At 71.9% G+C, this 16405-nt stretch carries 15 protein-coding genes and 1 pseudogene; 13 read left to right on the top strand and 3 right to left on the bottom strand.

Annotated elements, in window-relative coordinates; all coding sequences use genetic code 11:
- The 5 genes and pseudogenes from MKW14_RS10145 to MKW14_RS10125 form a co-directional block, all read left to right on the top strand.
- Positions 1 to 487 (top strand): annotated as a pseudogene (locus MKW14_RS10145) (DUF3459 domain-containing protein); the annotation flags it as partial.
- 25 nt (positions 488 to 512) lie between these two features.
- Positions 513 to 2237 (top strand): maltose alpha-D-glucosyltransferase, encoded by a 1725-nt coding sequence (gene treS / locus MKW14_RS10140; protein WP_240861282.1) that lies wholly within the window; start codon positions 513 to 515, stop codon positions 2235 to 2237.
- A gap of 35 nt (positions 2238 to 2272) precedes the next feature.
- On the top strand, positions 2273 to 3634 hold the full coding sequence (locus MKW14_RS10135; protein ID WP_240861280.1) for a maltokinase N-terminal cap-like domain-containing protein: 1362 nt from the start codon (positions 2273 to 2275) through the stop codon (positions 3632 to 3634).
- Between the two features lie 4 nt (positions 3635 to 3638).
- A complete protein-coding gene (glgB, locus tag MKW14_RS10130; RefSeq protein WP_240861277.1) occupies positions 3639 to 5843 on the top strand; it encodes a 1,4-alpha-glucan branching enzyme in 2205 nt (734 codons plus the stop codon).
- A gap of 62 nt (positions 5844 to 5905) precedes the next feature.
- The gene (locus MKW14_RS10125) at positions 5906 to 6994 is read left to right on the top strand and encodes a glutamate--cysteine ligase 2 (protein WP_240861306.1); all 1089 of its coding nucleotides are present in this window, start codon (positions 5906 to 5908) and stop codon (positions 6992 to 6994) included.
- Positions 6995 to 7004: 10 nt separating this feature from the next.
- Here the strand turns inward: MKW14_RS10125 and MKW14_RS10120 are convergent, their stop codons facing one another.
- Positions 7005 to 7238: a DUF6480 family protein gene (locus MKW14_RS10120; protein ID WP_240861274.1), complete on the bottom strand. Its 234-nt coding sequence runs from the start codon at positions 7236 to 7238 to the stop codon at positions 7005 to 7007.
- Positions 7239 to 7391: 153 nt separating this feature from the next.
- Here MKW14_RS10120 and MKW14_RS10115 point away from each other — a divergent pair, with 153 nt between their 5' ends.
- Positions 7392 to 9299, top strand: coding sequence for an AMP-dependent synthetase/ligase (locus tag MKW14_RS10115; protein ID WP_240861273.1), 1908 nt, complete (start codon positions 7392 to 7394; stop codon positions 9297 to 9299).
- Positions 9300 to 9376: 77 nt separating this feature from the next.
- Positions 9377 to 9811 carry an ATP-binding protein gene (locus MKW14_RS10110; protein WP_240861270.1) on the top strand — a complete coding sequence of 145 codons (435 nt, stop codon included), beginning with the start codon at positions 9377 to 9379 and terminating at the stop codon, positions 9809 to 9811.
- 42 nt (positions 9812 to 9853) lie between these two features.
- On the opposite strand, the gene MKW14_RS10105 is transcribed toward MKW14_RS10110, so the two are convergent.
- Positions 9854 to 10093, bottom strand: coding sequence for a hypothetical protein (locus MKW14_RS10105; RefSeq protein WP_240861268.1), 240 nt, complete (start codon positions 10091 to 10093; stop codon positions 9854 to 9856).
- 308 nt (positions 10094 to 10401) lie between these two features.
- Here MKW14_RS10105 and MKW14_RS10100 point away from each other — a divergent pair, with 308 nt between their 5' ends.
- A complete protein-coding gene (locus MKW14_RS10100) occupies positions 10402 to 10776 on the top strand; it encodes an STAS domain-containing protein (RefSeq protein ID WP_240861266.1) in 375 nt (124 codons plus the stop codon).
- 79 nt (positions 10777 to 10855) lie between these two features.
- Here the strand turns inward: MKW14_RS10100 and MKW14_RS10095 are convergent, their stop codons facing one another.
- A complete protein-coding gene (locus MKW14_RS10095; RefSeq protein WP_240861264.1) occupies positions 10856 to 11287 on the bottom strand; it encodes a MarR family transcriptional regulator in 432 nt (143 codons plus the stop codon).
- A 569-nt stretch (positions 11288 to 11856) separates the two neighbouring features.
- Here MKW14_RS10095 and MKW14_RS10090 point away from each other — a divergent pair.
- The 5 genes from MKW14_RS10090 to MKW14_RS10070 are packed head-to-tail and all read left to right on the top strand — an operon-like array spanning position 11857 to position 16384.
- A complete protein-coding gene (locus MKW14_RS10090) occupies positions 11857 to 12762 on the top strand; it encodes an STAS domain-containing protein (RefSeq protein WP_240861261.1) in 906 nt (301 codons plus the stop codon).
- Positions 12752 to 13162, top strand: coding sequence for an STAS domain-containing protein (locus MKW14_RS10085; protein WP_240861259.1), 411 nt, complete (start codon positions 12752 to 12754; stop codon positions 13160 to 13162). Before MKW14_RS10090 ends, MKW14_RS10085 begins: the two co-directional genes overlap by 11 nt.
- A complete protein-coding gene (locus MKW14_RS10080; protein WP_240861256.1) occupies positions 13162 to 13602 on the top strand; it encodes an anti-sigma regulatory factor in 441 nt (146 codons plus the stop codon). Before MKW14_RS10085 ends, MKW14_RS10080 begins: the two co-directional genes overlap by 1 nt.
- Positions 13602 to 14657, top strand: a complete 1056-nt coding sequence (locus tag MKW14_RS10075) for an ATP-binding SpoIIE family protein phosphatase (RefSeq protein ID WP_240861254.1) — start codon at positions 13602 to 13604, stop codon at positions 14655 to 14657. Before MKW14_RS10080 ends, MKW14_RS10075 begins: the two co-directional genes overlap by 1 nt.
- Entirely contained in the window at positions 14654 to 16384 is a 1731-nt protein-coding gene (locus MKW14_RS10070) for a PP2C family protein-serine/threonine phosphatase (RefSeq protein ID WP_240861253.1), read from the top strand. The genes MKW14_RS10075 and MKW14_RS10070 overlap by 4 nt, the downstream gene beginning before the upstream one ends.
- Positions 16385 to 16405 lie beyond the last annotated feature (21 nt).

Raw genomic sequence — 16405 nt, 5'->3', positions numbered from 1 at the left:
GCCGACCTGGGGCGTGTACTCCGGCTACGAACTGTGCGAGAACGTCCCCCTGCGCGAGGGCAGCGAGGAATACCTCGACTCCGAGAAGTACCAGCTGCGCCCCCGCGACTGGGAGGCCGCCGAACGCGAGGGCCGCACCATCACCCCCCTCATCACCCGCCTCAACGCCGTCAGGAGGCGTCACCCGGCCCTCCGCCGGCTGCGCAACCTCCGTTTCCACCACACCGACAACGACATGGTCATCGCGTACAGCAAGACCACGGACCGGGACAGCGTCCTCGTCGTCGTCAACCTCGATCCGCACCACACCCAGGAGGCCACGGTCTCGTTGGACATGCCGCAACTCGGCCTGGAGTGGCACGCATCCATGTCCGCGCACGACGAACTGACGGGTGAGAGCTATCGCTGGGGCAGGAACAACTATGTGCGCCTGGAACCCGGACGGTGCCCGGCCCACGTGCTCCACATCCAGCGTTCGTCCACGTAGCCATCGATCGGAGGGTCACAGCGTCATGACTGTCAACCAGCCCGTCCCGGACACCTTCGAGGACACTCCCGCCAAGGACCGGGACCCGGAGTGGTTCAAGCGCGCGGTCTTCTACGAGGTCCTCGTCCGTTCCTTCCAGGACAGCAACGGCGACGGCGTCGGCGACCTCAAGGGCCTCACCGCCAAGCTGGACTACCTGCAGTGGCTGGGTGTCGACTGCCTGTGGCTGCCGCCGTTCTTCAAGTCCCCGCTGCGGGACGGCGGTTACGACGTCTCGGACTACACCGCCGTACTGCCGGAGTTCGGTGACCTCGCCGACTTCGTGGAGTTCGTCGACGCCGCCCACCAGCGCGGCATGCGGGTGATCATCGACTTCGTCATGAACCACACCAGCGACCAGCACCCGTGGTTCCAGGAGTCCCGCAAGGACCCCGACGGCCCCTACGGCGACTACTACATGTGGGCCGACGACGACAAGCAGTACCCGGACGCCCGGATCATCTTCGTCGACACCGAGGCCTCCAACTGGACCTTCGACCCCGTGCGGGGACAGTACTTCTTCCACCGCTTCTTCTCCCACCAGCCGGACCTCAACTACGAGAACCCGGCCGTCCAGGAGGAGATCCTGGCCGCCCTCCGCTTCTGGCTGGACCTCGGCATCGACGGCTTCCGCCTCGACGCCGTCCCCTATCTCTACGCGGCCGAGGACACCAACTGCGAAAACCTCCCGGCCACCCACGAGTTCCTCAGGCGCGTCCGCCGTGAGATCGACCTCCACTACCCGGACACCGTGCTCCTGGCCGAGGCCAACCAGTGGCCCGAGGACGTCGTCGACTACTTCGGCGACTACGACTCCGGCGGCGACGAGTGCCACATGGCCTTCCACTTCCCGGTCATGCCGCGCATCTTCATGGCCGTACGACGCGAATCCCGCTATCCCGTCTCCGAGATCCTCGCCAAGACCCCGGCCATCCCCTCCAACTGCCAGTGGGGCATCTTCCTGCGCAACCACGACGAGCTGACCCTGGAGATGGTCACCGACGAGGAACGCGACTACATGTGGGCCGAATACGCCAAGGACCCCCGCATGCGCGCCAACATCGGCATCCGCCGGCGCCTGGCCCCCCTCCTCGACAACGACCGCCACTCCATCGAGCTGTTCACCGCCCTGCTGCTCGCCCTGCCGGGCTCGCCGATCCTCTACTACGGCGACGAGATCGGCATGGGCGACAACATCTGGCTCGGCGACCGCGACGCCGTCCGCACCCCCATGCAGTGGACACCGGACCGCAACGCCGGCTTCTCCACCTGCGACCCCGGACGGCTCACCCTGCCCACGATCATGGACCCGGTCTACGGCTACCAGGTCACCAACGTCGAGGCCTCGATGGCCTCCCCGTCCTCGCTGCTGCACTGGACCCGCCGCATGATCGAGATCCGTAAGCAGAACCCCGCCTTCGGACTCGGGTCCTACACGGAGCTGCAGTCCTCCAACCCGGCGGTGCTGGCCTTCCTGCGCGAGTACGAGGACGACCTGGTGCTCTGTGTGAACAACTTCGCGCGGTTCGCCCAGCCCACCGAGCTCGATCTGCGCGAGTTCGCCGGACGCCACCCGGTCGAGCTGTTCGGCGGGGTCCGCTTCCCCGCCATCGGCGAGCTGCCGTACCTGCTGACCCTCGGGGGCCACGGCTTCTACTGGTTCCGGCTCACCCGAGTCGCATCCCGCATCGGCCGACGCCCATCGGCGTGAGCTTCGAGCGTGTGCCGAGGAAAGGACGCGTCACCATGCAGAAGACCGCAACTCCCCGACCAGTCCGTACCGTCGAGGCGGGCCCCATGGCCTCGCTCGCCGGACTGCTGCGCGAATGGCTGCCCCGGCAGCGCTGGTTCGCGGGCAAGGACCGGCCCGTCACGGACCTGGCCCTGGTGTCCATGACGGAGCTGTTCCCGGGCTGTCTGCATCTGCTGGTGCACGCCGGTCACGGCGGAGTGCCCACGCCCGGTGGCACTCCTCCGGCCGGTGACTGCTACCAACTGCTGCTCGGCGTACGCCGTCACCCCTCGCCCCGCCTCGGCCGGGCGCTGATCGGACGCGCCGAGGAGGGACCGCTGGCCGGTCTGACGGTCTTCGACGCGCTCCAGGACCCCCGCTCGGCCCAGCTGCTCCTGGAGCGGCTGCGGCAGCCCGGGACGGCCGGCCCGCTGCGCTTCGAGACCGCCCCGTCGCTGACGGTCCCCAGCGGGCTCGTGCCGCGGCTGATGGACGCCGAGCAGTCCAACACCTCCCTGGTGTACGGGGACGCGTTCATCCTGAAGCTCTTCCGGCGTGTGCAGCCCGGGATCAACCCGGACCTGGAGGTGCCGGAGGCGCTGGCCGAACAGGAGTGCCGGCGGGTGCCGGCGCCGGTGGCCTGGTTCCGTACGACGCATCCGCAGGAGGCCACCCTCGGGGTGCTGCAGCCGTTCCTGCGGGACGCGCACGACGGCTGGGCACTGGCACTGCGCGCGCTCGCCACGGGCGACGACTTCACCGCGCAGGCCCGCCAGTTGGGGCAGGCCACGGCCGAGGTGCATCTCGCGCTGGCCGCGGCCTTCCCCACCGGCGCGCACGACGAAAGCGTGCGCACGGCCTCCACGATGACCGAGCGCCTCGACGCGGCCGCCCACGCCGTGCCCGCCCTGCGCCCGTACGTGCCCGGGCTGCGCGCCGCCTTCGGCGCGCTCGTCCTCTGCGACCCCGGGCCGCCCGCCCAGCGCATCCACGGCGATCTCCATCTGGGCCAGGTCCTGCGGGCCGGCCGGGACTGGTTCGTCATCGACTTCGAGGGGGAGCCGTCCCGTCCCCTCGCCGAACGGCGTGCCGCGCAGTCCCCGGTGCGGGACATCGCGGGCATGTTGCGGTCCTTCGACTACGCGGCCCGGCAGCGCCGCCCCTGGCGCCCGGAGTGGGCGCGCCGCTGCCGGGAGGCGTTCTGCGCCGGCTACGCCGACCGGGCCGGCTGGGACCCGCGCAAGAAGCACGGCCTGCTGCGCGCCTACGAGACCGATCGGGCCGTGTACGAAGTGCTCTACGAGGCCAGACACCGTCCGGACTGGCTTCCCGTTCCCATGGCGGCGATCGAGCGTCTCGCCGTAAGAGGAGGCTGAAGCCGTGGCCCTGCGCGACACCTCGCTCCCCGAGCCCTCCGGCCCGGCGCGCCCCCAGGCCGCGCCGCCCCTGGATGCCGGCGACCGTGAACGCCTGCTGTCCGGCCGGCACCACGACCCGCACGCGCTGCTGGGCGCCCATCCGGTGCCCGGCGGCATCGCGGTGCGGGCGCTGCGCCCGTACGCCCGCTCGGTCACCGTCGTGACGGGAGGCAGGCGCGCGACGCTGGTCTCCGAGGGCGACGGCCTCTTCTCCGGTGTGCTGCCGCTCGACGAGATCCCCGCCTACACGCTGGCGGTGCGCTACGACGAGGAGGAGCACGAGACGGCGGACCCGTACCGCTTCCTGCCCGCGCTCGGCGAGCTGGACCTGCATCTCATCCGCGAGGGCCGGCACGAGCAGCTGTGGAAGGCGCTGGGTGCCGAGCCGATGACCCACGAGGGCGTGACCGGCACCCGGTTCACGGTGTGGGCGCCCAACGCCCAAGGGGTGCGCGTCGCCGGGGAGTTCACCTGCTGGGACGGGACGGCGCTGCCGATGCGCTCGCTGGGCGCCTCCGGGGTGTGGGAGCTGTTCGTGCCCGGCATCGGCGAGGGCGCCCGCTACAAGTTCGAGATCACCTCGCGCCACGGCAGCCGCTTCCTCAAGGCCGACCCGATGGCCCGCCGCACGGAGGCGCCGCCCGACACGGCGTCCGTGGTGACGGCCGCGCACCACGAGTGGGGCGACGCGGAGTGGATGGCCCGGCGCGGCCGGACACCGGTGCACCAGGCGCCGTTCTCCGTCTACGAGGTCCATCTGCCCTCCTGGCGCGCGGGATTGACCTACCGTGAGCTGGCCGAGCAGCTGCCCGCGTACGTGAAGGACCTCGGCTTCACCCACGTCGAGCTGATGCCGGTCGCCGAGCACCCCTACGGGCCGTCCTGGGGTTACCAGGTCACCGGTTTCTACGCGCCGACGGCCCGCCTCGGCAGCCCCGACGACTTCCGGCACCTGATCGACGCCCTGCATCAGGCCGGCATCGGGGTGATCATGGACTGGGTGCCGGCGCACTTCCCCAAGGACGACTGGGCGTTGGCCCGCTTCGACGGCGATCCGCTGTACGAGCCCGGGGACGGGCGGCGTGCCGAGCACCCCGACTGGGGCACCTACGAGTTCGACTTCGGGCGCACCGAGGTGCGCAACTTCCTCGTCGCCAACGCCGTCTACTGGTGCGAGGAGTTCCACATCGACGGGCTGCGTGTCGACGCCGTCGCCTCCATGCTGTACCTGGACTACTCACGGGACTCCGGACAGTGGTCGCCCAATGTGTTCGGCGGCCGGGAGGACCTGGACGCGGTGGCGTTCCTGCAGGAGATGAACGCGACCGTGTACCGGCGGGCGCCCGGTGTGGTGACCATCGCCGAGGAGTCGACCGCCTGGGACGGCGTGACCCGCCCCACCGACAGCGGCGGACTCGGGTTCGGGCTGAAGTGGAACATGGGCTGGATGCACGACTCGCTCGGCTACATCGTGCACGAGCCGGTGCACCGCAAGTACCACCACAACGAGATGACGTTCTCGATGGTGTACGCCTACAGCGAGAACTACGTGCTGCCGATCTCCCACGACGAGGTCGTCCACGGCAAGCAGGCGCTGGTGTCGAAGATGCCGGGCGACTGGTGGCAGCGGCGGGCCACCCACCGCGCGTACCTGGGCTTCATGTGGTCCCACCCGGGCAAGCAACTGCTGTTCATGGGGCAGGAGTTCGCGCAGGGCGCGGAATGGTCCGAGACGCACGGCCCGGACTGGTGGCTGCTGGATCCCGGCTACGGCGCCGAGCCCGATCACCGCGGGGTGCGCGACCTGGTCCGCGACCTGAACAGCGTCTACCTCGACACCCCGGCGCTGTGGCAGCGCGACAGCGATCCGGGCGGTTTCCGCTGGGTGTTGGGCGACGCGGCCGAGGACAACGTCTTCGCCTTCCTGCGCTTCGCCGCCGACGGCAGCCCGCTGCTGGCCGTCTCCAACTTCTCCCCCGTCGTGCGCCACGACTACCGACTGCACGTCGGCGACGAGGTCCCGGTCTGGCGCGAGCGGCTCAACACCGACGCCGCCCGCTACGGCGGCGGCGACGTCGTCAACGCCGAGGACCTCAAGCCCGAGGACGGGAGGATCACCATCACCCTGCCGCCGCTCGCCACGGTCTGGTTCACCCCGTTGCAATGACGATCAGCGGGGTACTCGATGGCGTCGTAACGGTGGCGATGTCATGGAGAGGCGGCCTGAAGGTGCGGACCGTCGGTGTGGAGGAGGAACTCCTCCTGGTGGACCCGGAGACAGGTGAGCCGAAGGCGTCGTCCGCCGCGGTGCTCGCCCGTGCGGAGCACGACGGCGCCGACGAGGGGGTGTTCGAGAAGGAGCTGTACGGCCAGATGCTGGAGTTCGCCACGCATCCCCAGGCCGAGATGGCGGATCTGAGCGCGGAGATCGTGCGGTGCCGCAAGGAGGCCGGCCGGCACGCCGGGGAGATCGGGTGCACGGTCGCCGCGCTCGCCACCTCCCCGCTGCCGGTCAGCCCGTCGGTCGGAATGGGCAGCCGCTACCAGTGGATGGCCAAGCAGTACGGTCTCGCCGCGCAGGAGCCGCTGGTGTGCGGCTGCCACGTCCATGTGGCCGTGGACTCCGACGAGGAGGGCGTCGCGGTCATCGACCGCATCCGTCCCTGGCTGTCGGTCCTGGCGGCGCTGAGTTCCAACTCCCCTTTCTGGCAGGGGCAGGACACGCGATACGCCAGCTATCGCAGCCGGGTGTGGCAGCGCTGGCCGTCGGCCGGCCCGACCGAGGTGTTCGGGTCGGCCGAGCGCTATCACCGGCGGGTGGCGGACATGGTGGCGAGCGGGGTGATCCTCGACGAGGGGATGGTCTACTTCGACGTCAGGCTCTCCCAGCAGTACCCGACGGTGGAACTCCGGGTCGCCGACGTCTGTCTGCACGCCGACACGGCCGTCCTGGTCGCCCTGCTCGCCCGGGGGCTGGTGGAGACCGCGGCGCGGGAGTGGCGGGCCGGCCGCGAGCCGGTCGACCACAGCGTCAGCCTGCTGCGGCTGGCCGCCTGGCGAGCCGCACGCTCCGGGCTGGAGGAGGAGCTGCTGCACCCGGCGACCATGCGCCGGATGCCCGCCGAGTCCGTGGTGGCCGACCTGCTGGAACACGTCGGGGAGGCCCTGGAGGCGACCGGCGACCTGGAACGCGCCCGCACGAGCTGCGCGAGGCTGCTGGAAGGGGACACCGGCGCGGGCGTGCAGCGCCGACTGCTGGCGGAGACCGACAGCCTGCGCGAGGTCGTCACCGCCTGCGCCCGTCAGACCCAGGCGTGAGCGGCCGTCCTCAGAAGATCATGGTCAGGGCGAACGCGAGGAAGCCCGCGGCGATCAGCACGACCACGACGAGGATCAGCGCCAGGGGCGCCTTCGCCCAGCCTTTGGGCGGATTGTGCCTCTCCAGCGGCCCCGCCTCCGGCATGCTGCTCTCCGCGGGCGGGGTCTCGCCGGGCGGCACTCCACCGCCGGGTTCGAGACCGGTGGTGCGTTCTGGTTCCGGATCGGGATTGACGTAACTCATGCCACCCGAGTCCCCCCGACACGGCGAGATCATCACGGCTCCGCAACTTCGTACGTTCCGGTCACCATCCGCACCCACCTGAGCTAGATTCGAGCACCGTCGACAACAGAGATCGTCGGCAGGGTCACCCTCCGTACACCCCAGGAGCAGCGCATGCGCAACGTCGCCCTCGCTCCCCCCTCCGTCGCGCCCCTGACCGGCGGGCTGGCCGACAGCATCTTCGACACGGCGGCCGCCGACCCCACGCTCACGGTGCTGGCCCGCCGCACGGACCCCGCCTCCCGCGCCTGGGAGGAGGTGACCGCCGTGGAACTGCGCGACGAGGTGGTGGACCTGGCCAAGGGCCTGGTCGCGTCCGGGATCTCTCCCGGCCACCGCGTGGCGATCATGGCGCGTACCCGCTACGAGTGGACGGTCCTCAGCTACGCCCTGTGGGCGGTGGGCGCCGAGGTCGTCCCGATCTACCCGACGTCCTCCCGCGACCAGGTGGAGTGGATGCTGCGGGACGCCGGCTGCGTGGCGGTGGTGGTGGAGGACGAGCAGGCCGTGATGACGGTCGGCTCGGTGTGCGGGGCGCTGCCGCGGCTGCGGCACGTGTGGCAGCTGGACGCGGGGGCACTGGCCCATCTCGTGAAGCGGGGGGCGCTCATCCCGCTGGCGACCGTCGACTCGCTGCGCCGTATCGTGCTGCCCGACTCGACCGCGGCCGTCACCTACACCTCCGGCACCACCGGTCATCCCCTGGGCTGCGCGCTGAGCCACCGCAATCTGGCCAGTGCCTGCGACACCCTGCTCGCCGGCTGGGGCCACACGGTGGTGCCGCCCGGCGAGCGGCAGGGCTCGGTGCTGGCCTTCCTGCCCTTCTCCCATGTCTACGGGCTGCTGGTGCAGACGCTGTGCGTACGCGGCGGCCTGGTGATGGGGCACGAGCCCGACCTGAGCGAGGAGGCGCTGTCGGCGGGCCTGCGCTCCTTCCGCCCCACCTACCTCTGCGCCGTGCCCTCCCTGTTCGAGAGGATCTACAAGAACTTCCTGCACGCCTCCCAGGAAGCGGGCCGCGGCGCCCTGTTCGAGCGGGCCGCGGACACGGCACGGGACTTCGCGGCCGCGCTGGAACGGCAGCGGCTGGGCGGCGGTTCCGGCCCCGGCTTCGACCTGCGGCTGCAACACGCCCTCTTCGAGCGGACGGTGTACCGCAAGCTGCGCGCCGCGCTGGGCGGCAGGGTGATCCGCGCGACCTCGGGCGGATCACCCCTCAGCCGCGAACTGTCGCTGTTCTACGAGGGCATCGGCATCTACGTCAACGACGGGTACGGCCTGACGGAGGCCGCCGGCGGACTCACCGCGCAGCCGCTGGGCCGGGAGATGTCCGGGACCGTCGGAAAGGCGCTGCCGGGTACGGACATCGCCGTGGCCGAGGACGGGGAGATCCTGGTGCGCGGGCCGTCGGTGTTCCAGGGCTACATCAACGACGAGGCCGCGACCCGGGCCGCGCTGCGCGGCGGCTGGCTGGCCACCGGGGACATCGGGCACCTGGACTCCGAGGGATATCTGACGATCACCGGCCGCAAGAAGGACATCATCGTCACCAGCAGCGGCAAGAGCGTCGCCCCGGCCGCCCTGGAGCAGCGGCTGCGGATGCATCCGCTGATCCATCAGGCGGTCGTCGTCGGCGACAACCGTCCCTGTGTGGGCGCGCTGATCACGCTGGACCCGCTGTTCCTGGCGTACTGGCGCCGCTCCCTGTCGCTGCAGAGCACCACGCCCAGCCGCGAGGCCCGGGAGGAGAACGCGCTGCGGGAGGAGATCGGACGCGCGGTGGCCGCGGCCAACAGCTCCGTCTCGCGTCCGGAGTCGATCCGGGTCTTCCGGGTGCTGCCCGAGCCGTTCGACGTGACGAACGGAATGCTGACCCCGTCCATGAAGCTGCGGCGGGACGCGATCGTCAAGCACTACGCTTTCGAGATCGACGCGATGTACCAGGCACGCGCGCGTCCGGCCCGGCAGAGCATGCCCGACGAGCTGTCCAGCTGGGACGAGGCGGACAACGTGTTCCGATGAGCTCTCCTCGGGAACCTGGGACGGGTAGGACATCCGAGCGAGGACGACAGCCCCGCGGCATCGGGCGGGAAGGCGAGATGGCAGCCGAGCGGCGTTGGGAAAGAGGACTTCCTTCGGGTCACCTCCCGGAGCGGGCCACGCGTTTCCCCGGCGAGGTCCACAACGTGACGGACGCGCGTCTGGACGCGGAGCGGTTCCTGGAGGATCTCAGCCAGGTGACGCCGCCGGCGGCTCCCGAGCACTGGGACGACATCCTGCTGGTGGTCACGGAACTCGCCGCGAACGCGATCCAGTACGCGCCGGGGCCCTTCGAACTCCGGCTGCGGCAGACCTTCGACGGGGTCCACGTGGTCATGCACGACACGAGCAGCACCCCGCCCGCCCCCCGTCCGTTCCGTCCCGACGGCGGTGGCGGCGGGGTCGGCTGGCATCTGATCCACACCCTGTGCGACCAGGTCAGCGTCACCACGACCGACGGCGGCAAGGACATCCATGTCTTCCTGCCCTGGTGAGGCTCTGGTGAGCCCTGGTGAGCGGGGCCGGGAGGCGGTTGTTCAGGCCGGCTGCCCGGCTTCCGGAGCGCTGTGCTCCACGGCCCGCAGCGGGATCAGCACGCTGATCGTCTTTCCGCCCCCGGGACGCCGTGCGACGGTGATCTGGCGGGCCAGGCGCACGACGAGCGGCCAGCCGTAGCCGCTGCCCCGGCGCTCCGCCGGGAGTGCGCCCGGCCCGTACATGATCTCGGGCACCACGTCGCCGTGGTCGTGGACGGTGAGCCGGAGTCCGTCCGGCACGGGGACGAGTTCCAGTCCCGCCAGTCCCTTCCGGACGGGAGGCCGGGATCACGGCCGTGTGTCTCCCGGCAGTTGCCCTGCCGCTCCGTCCGCATTCCGCACAGCGGGAGCGAGGCCCGTCACGTCAGCGGCGGCGCCGGATACGTCTGCCGGCCTTCCGCGGGCCACACTTCGGCGGCCCGAAAGTCCGGACGCATGCCGGACCGGATCAGGGGTAACTGCGGATGCGGCTGTCCGCTCGCGTGCGTGGGAACCGATCACGCGGGTAACCGGCCTGGCCGTAGCACTCGTTGTTGTCGGAGGTAGACGTGTCCATTGCCCACAACCCCCTGTCCGTCGAGGTCAGCCTGCCCGGTGAGGACGTGGCGCTGGTCACGGTGAAGGGTTACCTGGACGTCGACACGACGACGGAGTTCCAGCACCATCTGGCCAACCAGCTGCATCACGGCCGCAGGCACTTCCTGCTGGATCTCACGGATGTGCCGTTCATGGACTCCTCCGGGATGAACATCATTCTGCGCGTCTACCAGGAGGCCCGGGAGCTGCCCGGGAGTGTGCACATCATCTCCCCCGCGCCCGCCGTGCGACGGATTCTCGACCTGACCGGAGTGAGCATCACAGTGCCCGTCTCGGAGAGCGTCGAGGAGGCGCTGGCCCGCGTCGAGCAGGCACGGGAGCGGTGACGGTTGCCGTTGGACAACTGTGTGGTCCGGACAACGGAGTGAGCGCGCCGACGCGGAAGGGATCAAGAATGGGCCGGTGTCAGGCGGTACGCGCCGCGGACGTGTCGTCCTCGTGGATCGCCGCCGCCGCGGCCGTGCAGAAGGCCTCCAGGCTGTCGAGCAGCGCGGCCCGCCGGTCGGCCGGCATCCGGTCGAGCACGGACCGCAGGGTCGTCTCCCGGCGCAGTCGCAGGTCCGTCAGAAAGGCCCTGCCGTGCCGGCTCAGATGAAGCCGCAGCTCCCGCCGGTTGGTGAGCGGGGTCCTGCGTTCCACGAACCCGACGGCCTGCAGCCGGTCGCACAGGCGGCTCGTCGAGGGGGGCGTGGAGCCCAGCGCGGCCGCGAGCGTGCGCAGGTTGATGCCCTCATTGTGTTCGAGGATGAACAGGACACGCAGCTGCGAGGCGGAGACCGGTGCCGTCGAGGCCCTGCCCCACAGCACCTCCAGCAGCTCGGCCGCCCGTGCGGTCACCCGCGCGGTCTCCTGGGGTCGCGGGCGCGGATGCGGGGTCGTCACCCTGACACTGTCGCAGCCTTGCCGACCCCTGTCAGCTCACGTCCGGCGCACGAGTTCCGCATGGCGGACCACGGGCTGACGGTGTTGCGACACGTGTCCGAACGGGCGGAGCCGGCCCGGACCTCGGGGCATGAGGTGGTCGCCGCCGAGCGCCACACGGACCTGTACGCACAGGGACGGAGCACCGACCGGCTCACGCGCGCCGCGGAGATGCGGCCTTCGCGGGCGTCGAATCCGAGCCGGACGACGACGCGCTGGTGGCGTGTCTCGACCGGTTCGGCAAGCAGCCGCCGGCCAGCGGCCGTCCCCGGGCCGCCGGACATCGAACGGTGCCGCACCGGTCGCACGCGTGTCGCGCCGGTATCGGCCGGCGGACCACCCGACGGGATCACCCGGCGGGGGCGAGGCCCGGAGCGACCTCGCACCATGACTACAGTTGTCGCCCGGCAAGAGTCGCGGTCCGTACCCGGCCGGCGGCGGGTACGGCCGACGCGACGCGGACGACGCGGATGAGGAGTGAGCACGTGCCGGAGCACGAAACGGCAGAACAGCACGGATCGCCGATACGGGAGGTCGGCGAGTTCCTGCGCCGCCGCCGCGAGCAGATCGCCCAGCGCTGGGCCGACGAGCCCCTGTTCCGGGCCGTCTTCACCATCTCCCGGGACGAGGCCGTGGACGCGGCCCGCACCGTGATCGACGCGCTGGCCCAGGTGGCGGACGCGGAGCGGGCGAACGACACCGACGCCGCGGGGTTCACCGTGGTGCGCGAGCAGCTGGCCCGGATGGGCGCCGCCCGCTCCCGCGCCGGTTTCTCCACGGCACAGGTGTCGAACGAGGTGGACGCCCTGCGCCCGCCCGCGGTGAACCTGCTGATCGCCGATCTCCCCGACGCGTCGCCCGACGAGGTCCGCGAGTGCGCGACCGCTCTCACGGTGCTCATGGGCACCCTGCGGCTGGTCGTCCTGGACACGGCGCTGAACGAGAACCAGGCGCTCATCGAGCGGCAGCAGCTGCAGCTGCTGGAGGTGGCCACCCCGGTCATCAAGCTGTGGGACGGCATCGTCGCCGTACCCCTGATCGGGACCCTCGACAGCGCCCGCAGCCAGGTCGTCATGGAGACGCTGCTGCAGGCCATCGTCGAGCAGCACGCCCGCTTCGCGATCCTCGACATCACCGGTGTGCCCACGGTCGACTCGCTGGTGGCGCAGCACCTGATGAAGACCGTCGCGGCCGCCCGGCTGATGGGCGCCGAGTGCGTCGTCTCCGGCATCCGCCCGGCCATCGCGCAGACCATCGTCCACCTCGGCCTGGACCTGGGCACGGTGCTCACCCGGGCCAGCCTCGCCGACGCGCTGGCGTACGCCCTGCACGAACTGGGCTCCGGCATCATCGCCCCGACGAACGGCGGGACGGTCCGCGGTGACCGATGACTTCTACCGTGTCCCCCCGCCCCATGTGCCGGTGCTCCGCCTCGGCGACGTCCTGCTGGTCACCCTGCAGGGGGACCTGCACGACAGCACGGCGCAGCAACTGCAGCAGGAGATCGGCGAGACCATCGCGAGCAGCGGGGTGACCGGGGTCGTCATCGACATCTCCGGGGTCGAGATCGTCGACTCCTTCCTGGCCCGGACGCTGGCGGAGATCGCGGCGAACTCCTCGCTGCTGGCCGCCCGGACCGTGGTCGCCGGCATGCGGCCCGCGGTCGCGATCACCCTGGTGGAGCTCGGCCTCACGCTGCCCGGACTGCGGACCGCGCTCAACACCGAGGCGGCCATGGACCTGCTCGCCGCCGACACCCACCGGCCCGGCGGGCCACGGGAGCATCGGTGATGCCGATGTCCGCAGGCGTGGACGCCTGCCTGCCGATCCGCTCCGACATGGACCTGGCGTGGGTACGGCAGCACGTACGACAGTCCGCCGCGCGACTCGGCTTCGGACTGGTGGAACAGACGAAACTGGTGACCGCCGCCAGCGAGCTGGCCCGCAACACCCTGGTGCACGGCGGGGGCGGCCGCATGGAGTCGGCCCGGGTGACCCGCGGCCGGGCCGTCGGACTGCGGCTGACCTTCGCCGACGAGGGCGCCGGCATCGCCGACCTGGAGCAGGCGCTGAGCGACGGCTACACCTCCGGCGACGGGCTGGGCCTGGGGCTGGGCGGCGCCCGCCGGCTGGTCCACGAGTTCTCCCTGGAGAGCACCCCCGGCGTGGGCACCACGGTCACGGTGATCTCCTGGGCGTCGACGCCGCCGCCCCCGCGCGAGGAGCCGTGATGCCGCGCGTGTGGGACGTCCCGGTGCACGACTCGACCCGGGTGCGCGACGCCCGGGTCGCCGCCGAGCGTGCCGCCGCCCTCGCCGGGCTGGACGCCAAGCGCACGGCGGCCCTGTCGCTGGTGGCGACCGAGCTGGCCACGAACCTGGTCAAGCACGCCGGGGGAGGACAGCTGCTGGTCGAGCTCGTACCGCCCACCCTGCCCGCCGACGCCGCTCTCCCCGCGCGGCTCGTGCAGATCACGGCGATCGACCACGGCCCCGGCATCGCCGACGTCACCGCGGCCCTGAGCGACGGTTTCTCCACCGCGCACTCCCTGGGCGCCGGCCTGGGCACGTGCCGGCGGGTCGCGGACGACTTCGCCCTGCACAGCGTCCCCGGGCGGGGCACGGTGGCGCTCGCCCGGATCGGCGCCGCCGGGACCACCCCGGCCGAGAACACCGCCGCGGTGCGGGCCGGCGGCATCAACGTGCCCTTCGCCAGGGGGGAGTACTCCGGTGACGCCTGGACCTGGGTGCGCGCCGGTGACCGGGCCACCCTGATGCTGGCCGACGGACTGGGACACGGGCCGGACGCGGCGCGGGCCTCCGCCGCGGCCGTCGAGGAACTGCACCGCTCGGCGCACCTGTCCCCCGCCGACTGTCTCGGGCGGCTCGACAGCGCGCTGCGCGGCACCCGCGGGGCGGCCGTCGCCGTCGCCCAGGTCGACACCGCGGCGGGGCTGCTCCGCTTCGCCGGCGTCGGCAACATCGGGGCCCGGCTGCGGACCGGGGACGCCTGGCGCTCCTTGCTGTCCCGGCCCGGCATCATCGGCGTGCACCGGCCCGGGACGCTGCGCGAGGACCGGATGCCGTGGGCGGCCGACGCAACACTGATCCTGCACAGCGACGGCCTGCCGAGCCGCTGGACGCCACCGGCCGAAGCGGCCATGCTGACGGCGGATCCGGCCGTCGTCGCGGCGGGAGTGATCCGCGACGCGGGCAGCGCCGCCCGCCCGGTCCGCGACGACACCGCCGTGGCCGTACTGGCCCCGACCCGGCCGGAGCGCCCATGAAGCGCACATGGCAGATCAGCACCGTCGACGACGCGGCGCGCGCCCGTATCGCCGCCGCGCGGCTCGCCGCCGCGCACGGGGTGACGGCGCTGGACCGGACCCGGCTGGCCACCGCCCTCAGCACCCATCTGCGCCAGTGCCTCACCAAGGGCGGCTCCTGGCGGCTCACCCTCGAGGTCACAGCGGCCCCGGCCCCGGCCGCGCAGAACATCCTGCACGCGGTCGTCACCCCCCTGGAAACCTCGGAGTCCACCGCGCACACCCCGTGGCGCACCTCCCTGCTGTGCCCCGAGACACCGGCCGCGGCGGACGCCTCCATGCCGGCCGACAGCCCCTCGGTACTGGCCGAGTCGCTGCTCGGCGCCGACGAGGACGCCGCCCTGGTGCTGGACAAGCTCGCCGAACAGGAGGAACTGGTCGCCTTCCTGCGGGACGAGCTGCACCAGACCAACCAGGGCGTGCTCGCCCTGCACGCGGAGCTCGACGCGGCGGGTCGGGCCCAGCGCGAGGCCTTCGCCGCCGAGCGCGGCGCCCGCCAGGAGGCGGAGAGCGCCCGCCGCCGGCTGACGTTCCTCGCGGACGCCAGCGCCGTTCTGACCTCCTCGCTCAACCACGACGAGATCGTGCGCCTGCTGCCCGAACTGCTCGTGCCGGAGTACGCCCGCAGCGTCGACGTGTGGCTGTTCGACGGCGACGACGACCGGCACCCGCCCGCACCGCACCCGGCCGCCGCCGTGCTCGCCGCCCGCACCGGCCGTCCCCAGTACGCCGCCCGCCGGCCCGGCGAGCTGCCCGGGGTCGACGACCGTCCGCCGTCCGCGCTCGATCCCGAAATCCCGCTGCTGTGCCTGCCGTTGCCCACCCGCCGGGCACCGCTGGGCGTCATCACCCTCTCCCCGCCCGGGGACCGCTGGGACCCGGACGACGCCGTCATGCTCATCGAGTTCGCGCGGCGCGCGAGCATCGCGATCGACAACGCCCGGCGCTTCGAGCACAACCGCGACATCGCCGAGACACTGCAGCGGGCCCTGCTGACGGACCTGCCCAGCGCACCCGGCCTGCGGCTGGCCGCCCGCTATCTGCCGGCCACGCACGGCCTGAACATCGGCGGTGACTGGTACGACGCCTTCCCGCAGCCCGACGGCGGACTGATCGCCGTCGTCGGCGACGTCACCGGGCACGGGCTGCACGCGGCGGTGATGATGAGTCAGCTGCGCACCGCGCTGCGCGCCTACGCCGTGGACGGCGCGGGCCCGGGCACCCTGCTGACCCGGCTGCACATCTTCCTGCACCATCTGCAGCCCGACCTGTACGCCACCGCCGTCATCGCCCGTCTCCACCCCGACGAGCCCACCCTCACCTGGGCCGCCGCCGGTCATCCGCCGCCGGTCCTGCGCACCGCCGACGGCCGGGTGCACACGCTGGACGCCAAGCCCGGCGCGATGCTGGGCATCCCGCTCAGCCAGGAGATCCCGGACCACACGGTGCCCCTGCCGCCCGGCTCGACGCTGGCCCTCTACACCGACGGCCTGGTCGAACGCCGTGCCCAGGGCATAGATCCGGGCATCGCCCGCCTCGCGACCGCCCTCGGCGGCTTCGAGCCGGCCGAACTGGAACGCGACCTGGAGGGCTCGGCCGACCTCATCCTGGACCCGCTGCTGAGCGACTCCGAGCGCGACGACGACGTCTGCCTGCTGCTGTGCCACCTCGCGGAGCAGCGCGGCTAGCCGTTTCCTTGCCTTCTTTGC

Source organism: Streptomyces gilvus (assembly GCF_022513565.1).
Classification (GTDB): domain Bacteria; phylum Actinomycetota; class Actinomycetes; order Streptomycetales; family Streptomycetaceae; genus Streptomyces; species Streptomyces gilvus.
This window is presented reverse-complemented; position numbering and strand designations above follow the sequence as displayed.

Coding starts and splice junctions, on each gene's coding strand:
- treS (WP_240861282.1), top strand. CDS start 513: ATGACTGTCAACCAGCCCGTCCCGGACACCTTCGAGGACACTCCCGCC.
- MKW14_RS10135 (WP_240861280.1), top strand. CDS start 2,273: ATGCAGAAGACCGCAACTCCCCGACCAGTCCGTACCGTCGAGGCGGGC.
- MKW14_RS10120 (WP_240861274.1), bottom strand. CDS start 7,238: ATGAGTTACGTCAATCCCGATCCGGAACCAGAACGCACCACCGGTCTC.
- MKW14_RS10115 (WP_240861273.1), top strand. CDS start 7,392: ATGCGCAACGTCGCCCTCGCTCCCCCCTCCGTCGCGCCCCTGACCGGC.
- MKW14_RS10110 (WP_240861270.1), top strand. CDS start 9,377: ATGGCAGCCGAGCGGCGTTGGGAAAGAGGACTTCCTTCGGGTCACCTC.
- MKW14_RS10080 (WP_240861256.1), top strand. CDS start 13,162: ATGCCGATGTCCGCAGGCGTGGACGCCTGCCTGCCGATCCGCTCCGAC.
- MKW14_RS10075 (WP_240861254.1), top strand. CDS start 13,602: ATGCCGCGCGTGTGGGACGTCCCGGTGCACGACTCGACCCGGGTGCGC.
- MKW14_RS10070 (WP_240861253.1), top strand. CDS start 14,654: ATGAAGCGCACATGGCAGATCAGCACCGTCGACGACGCGGCGCGCGCC.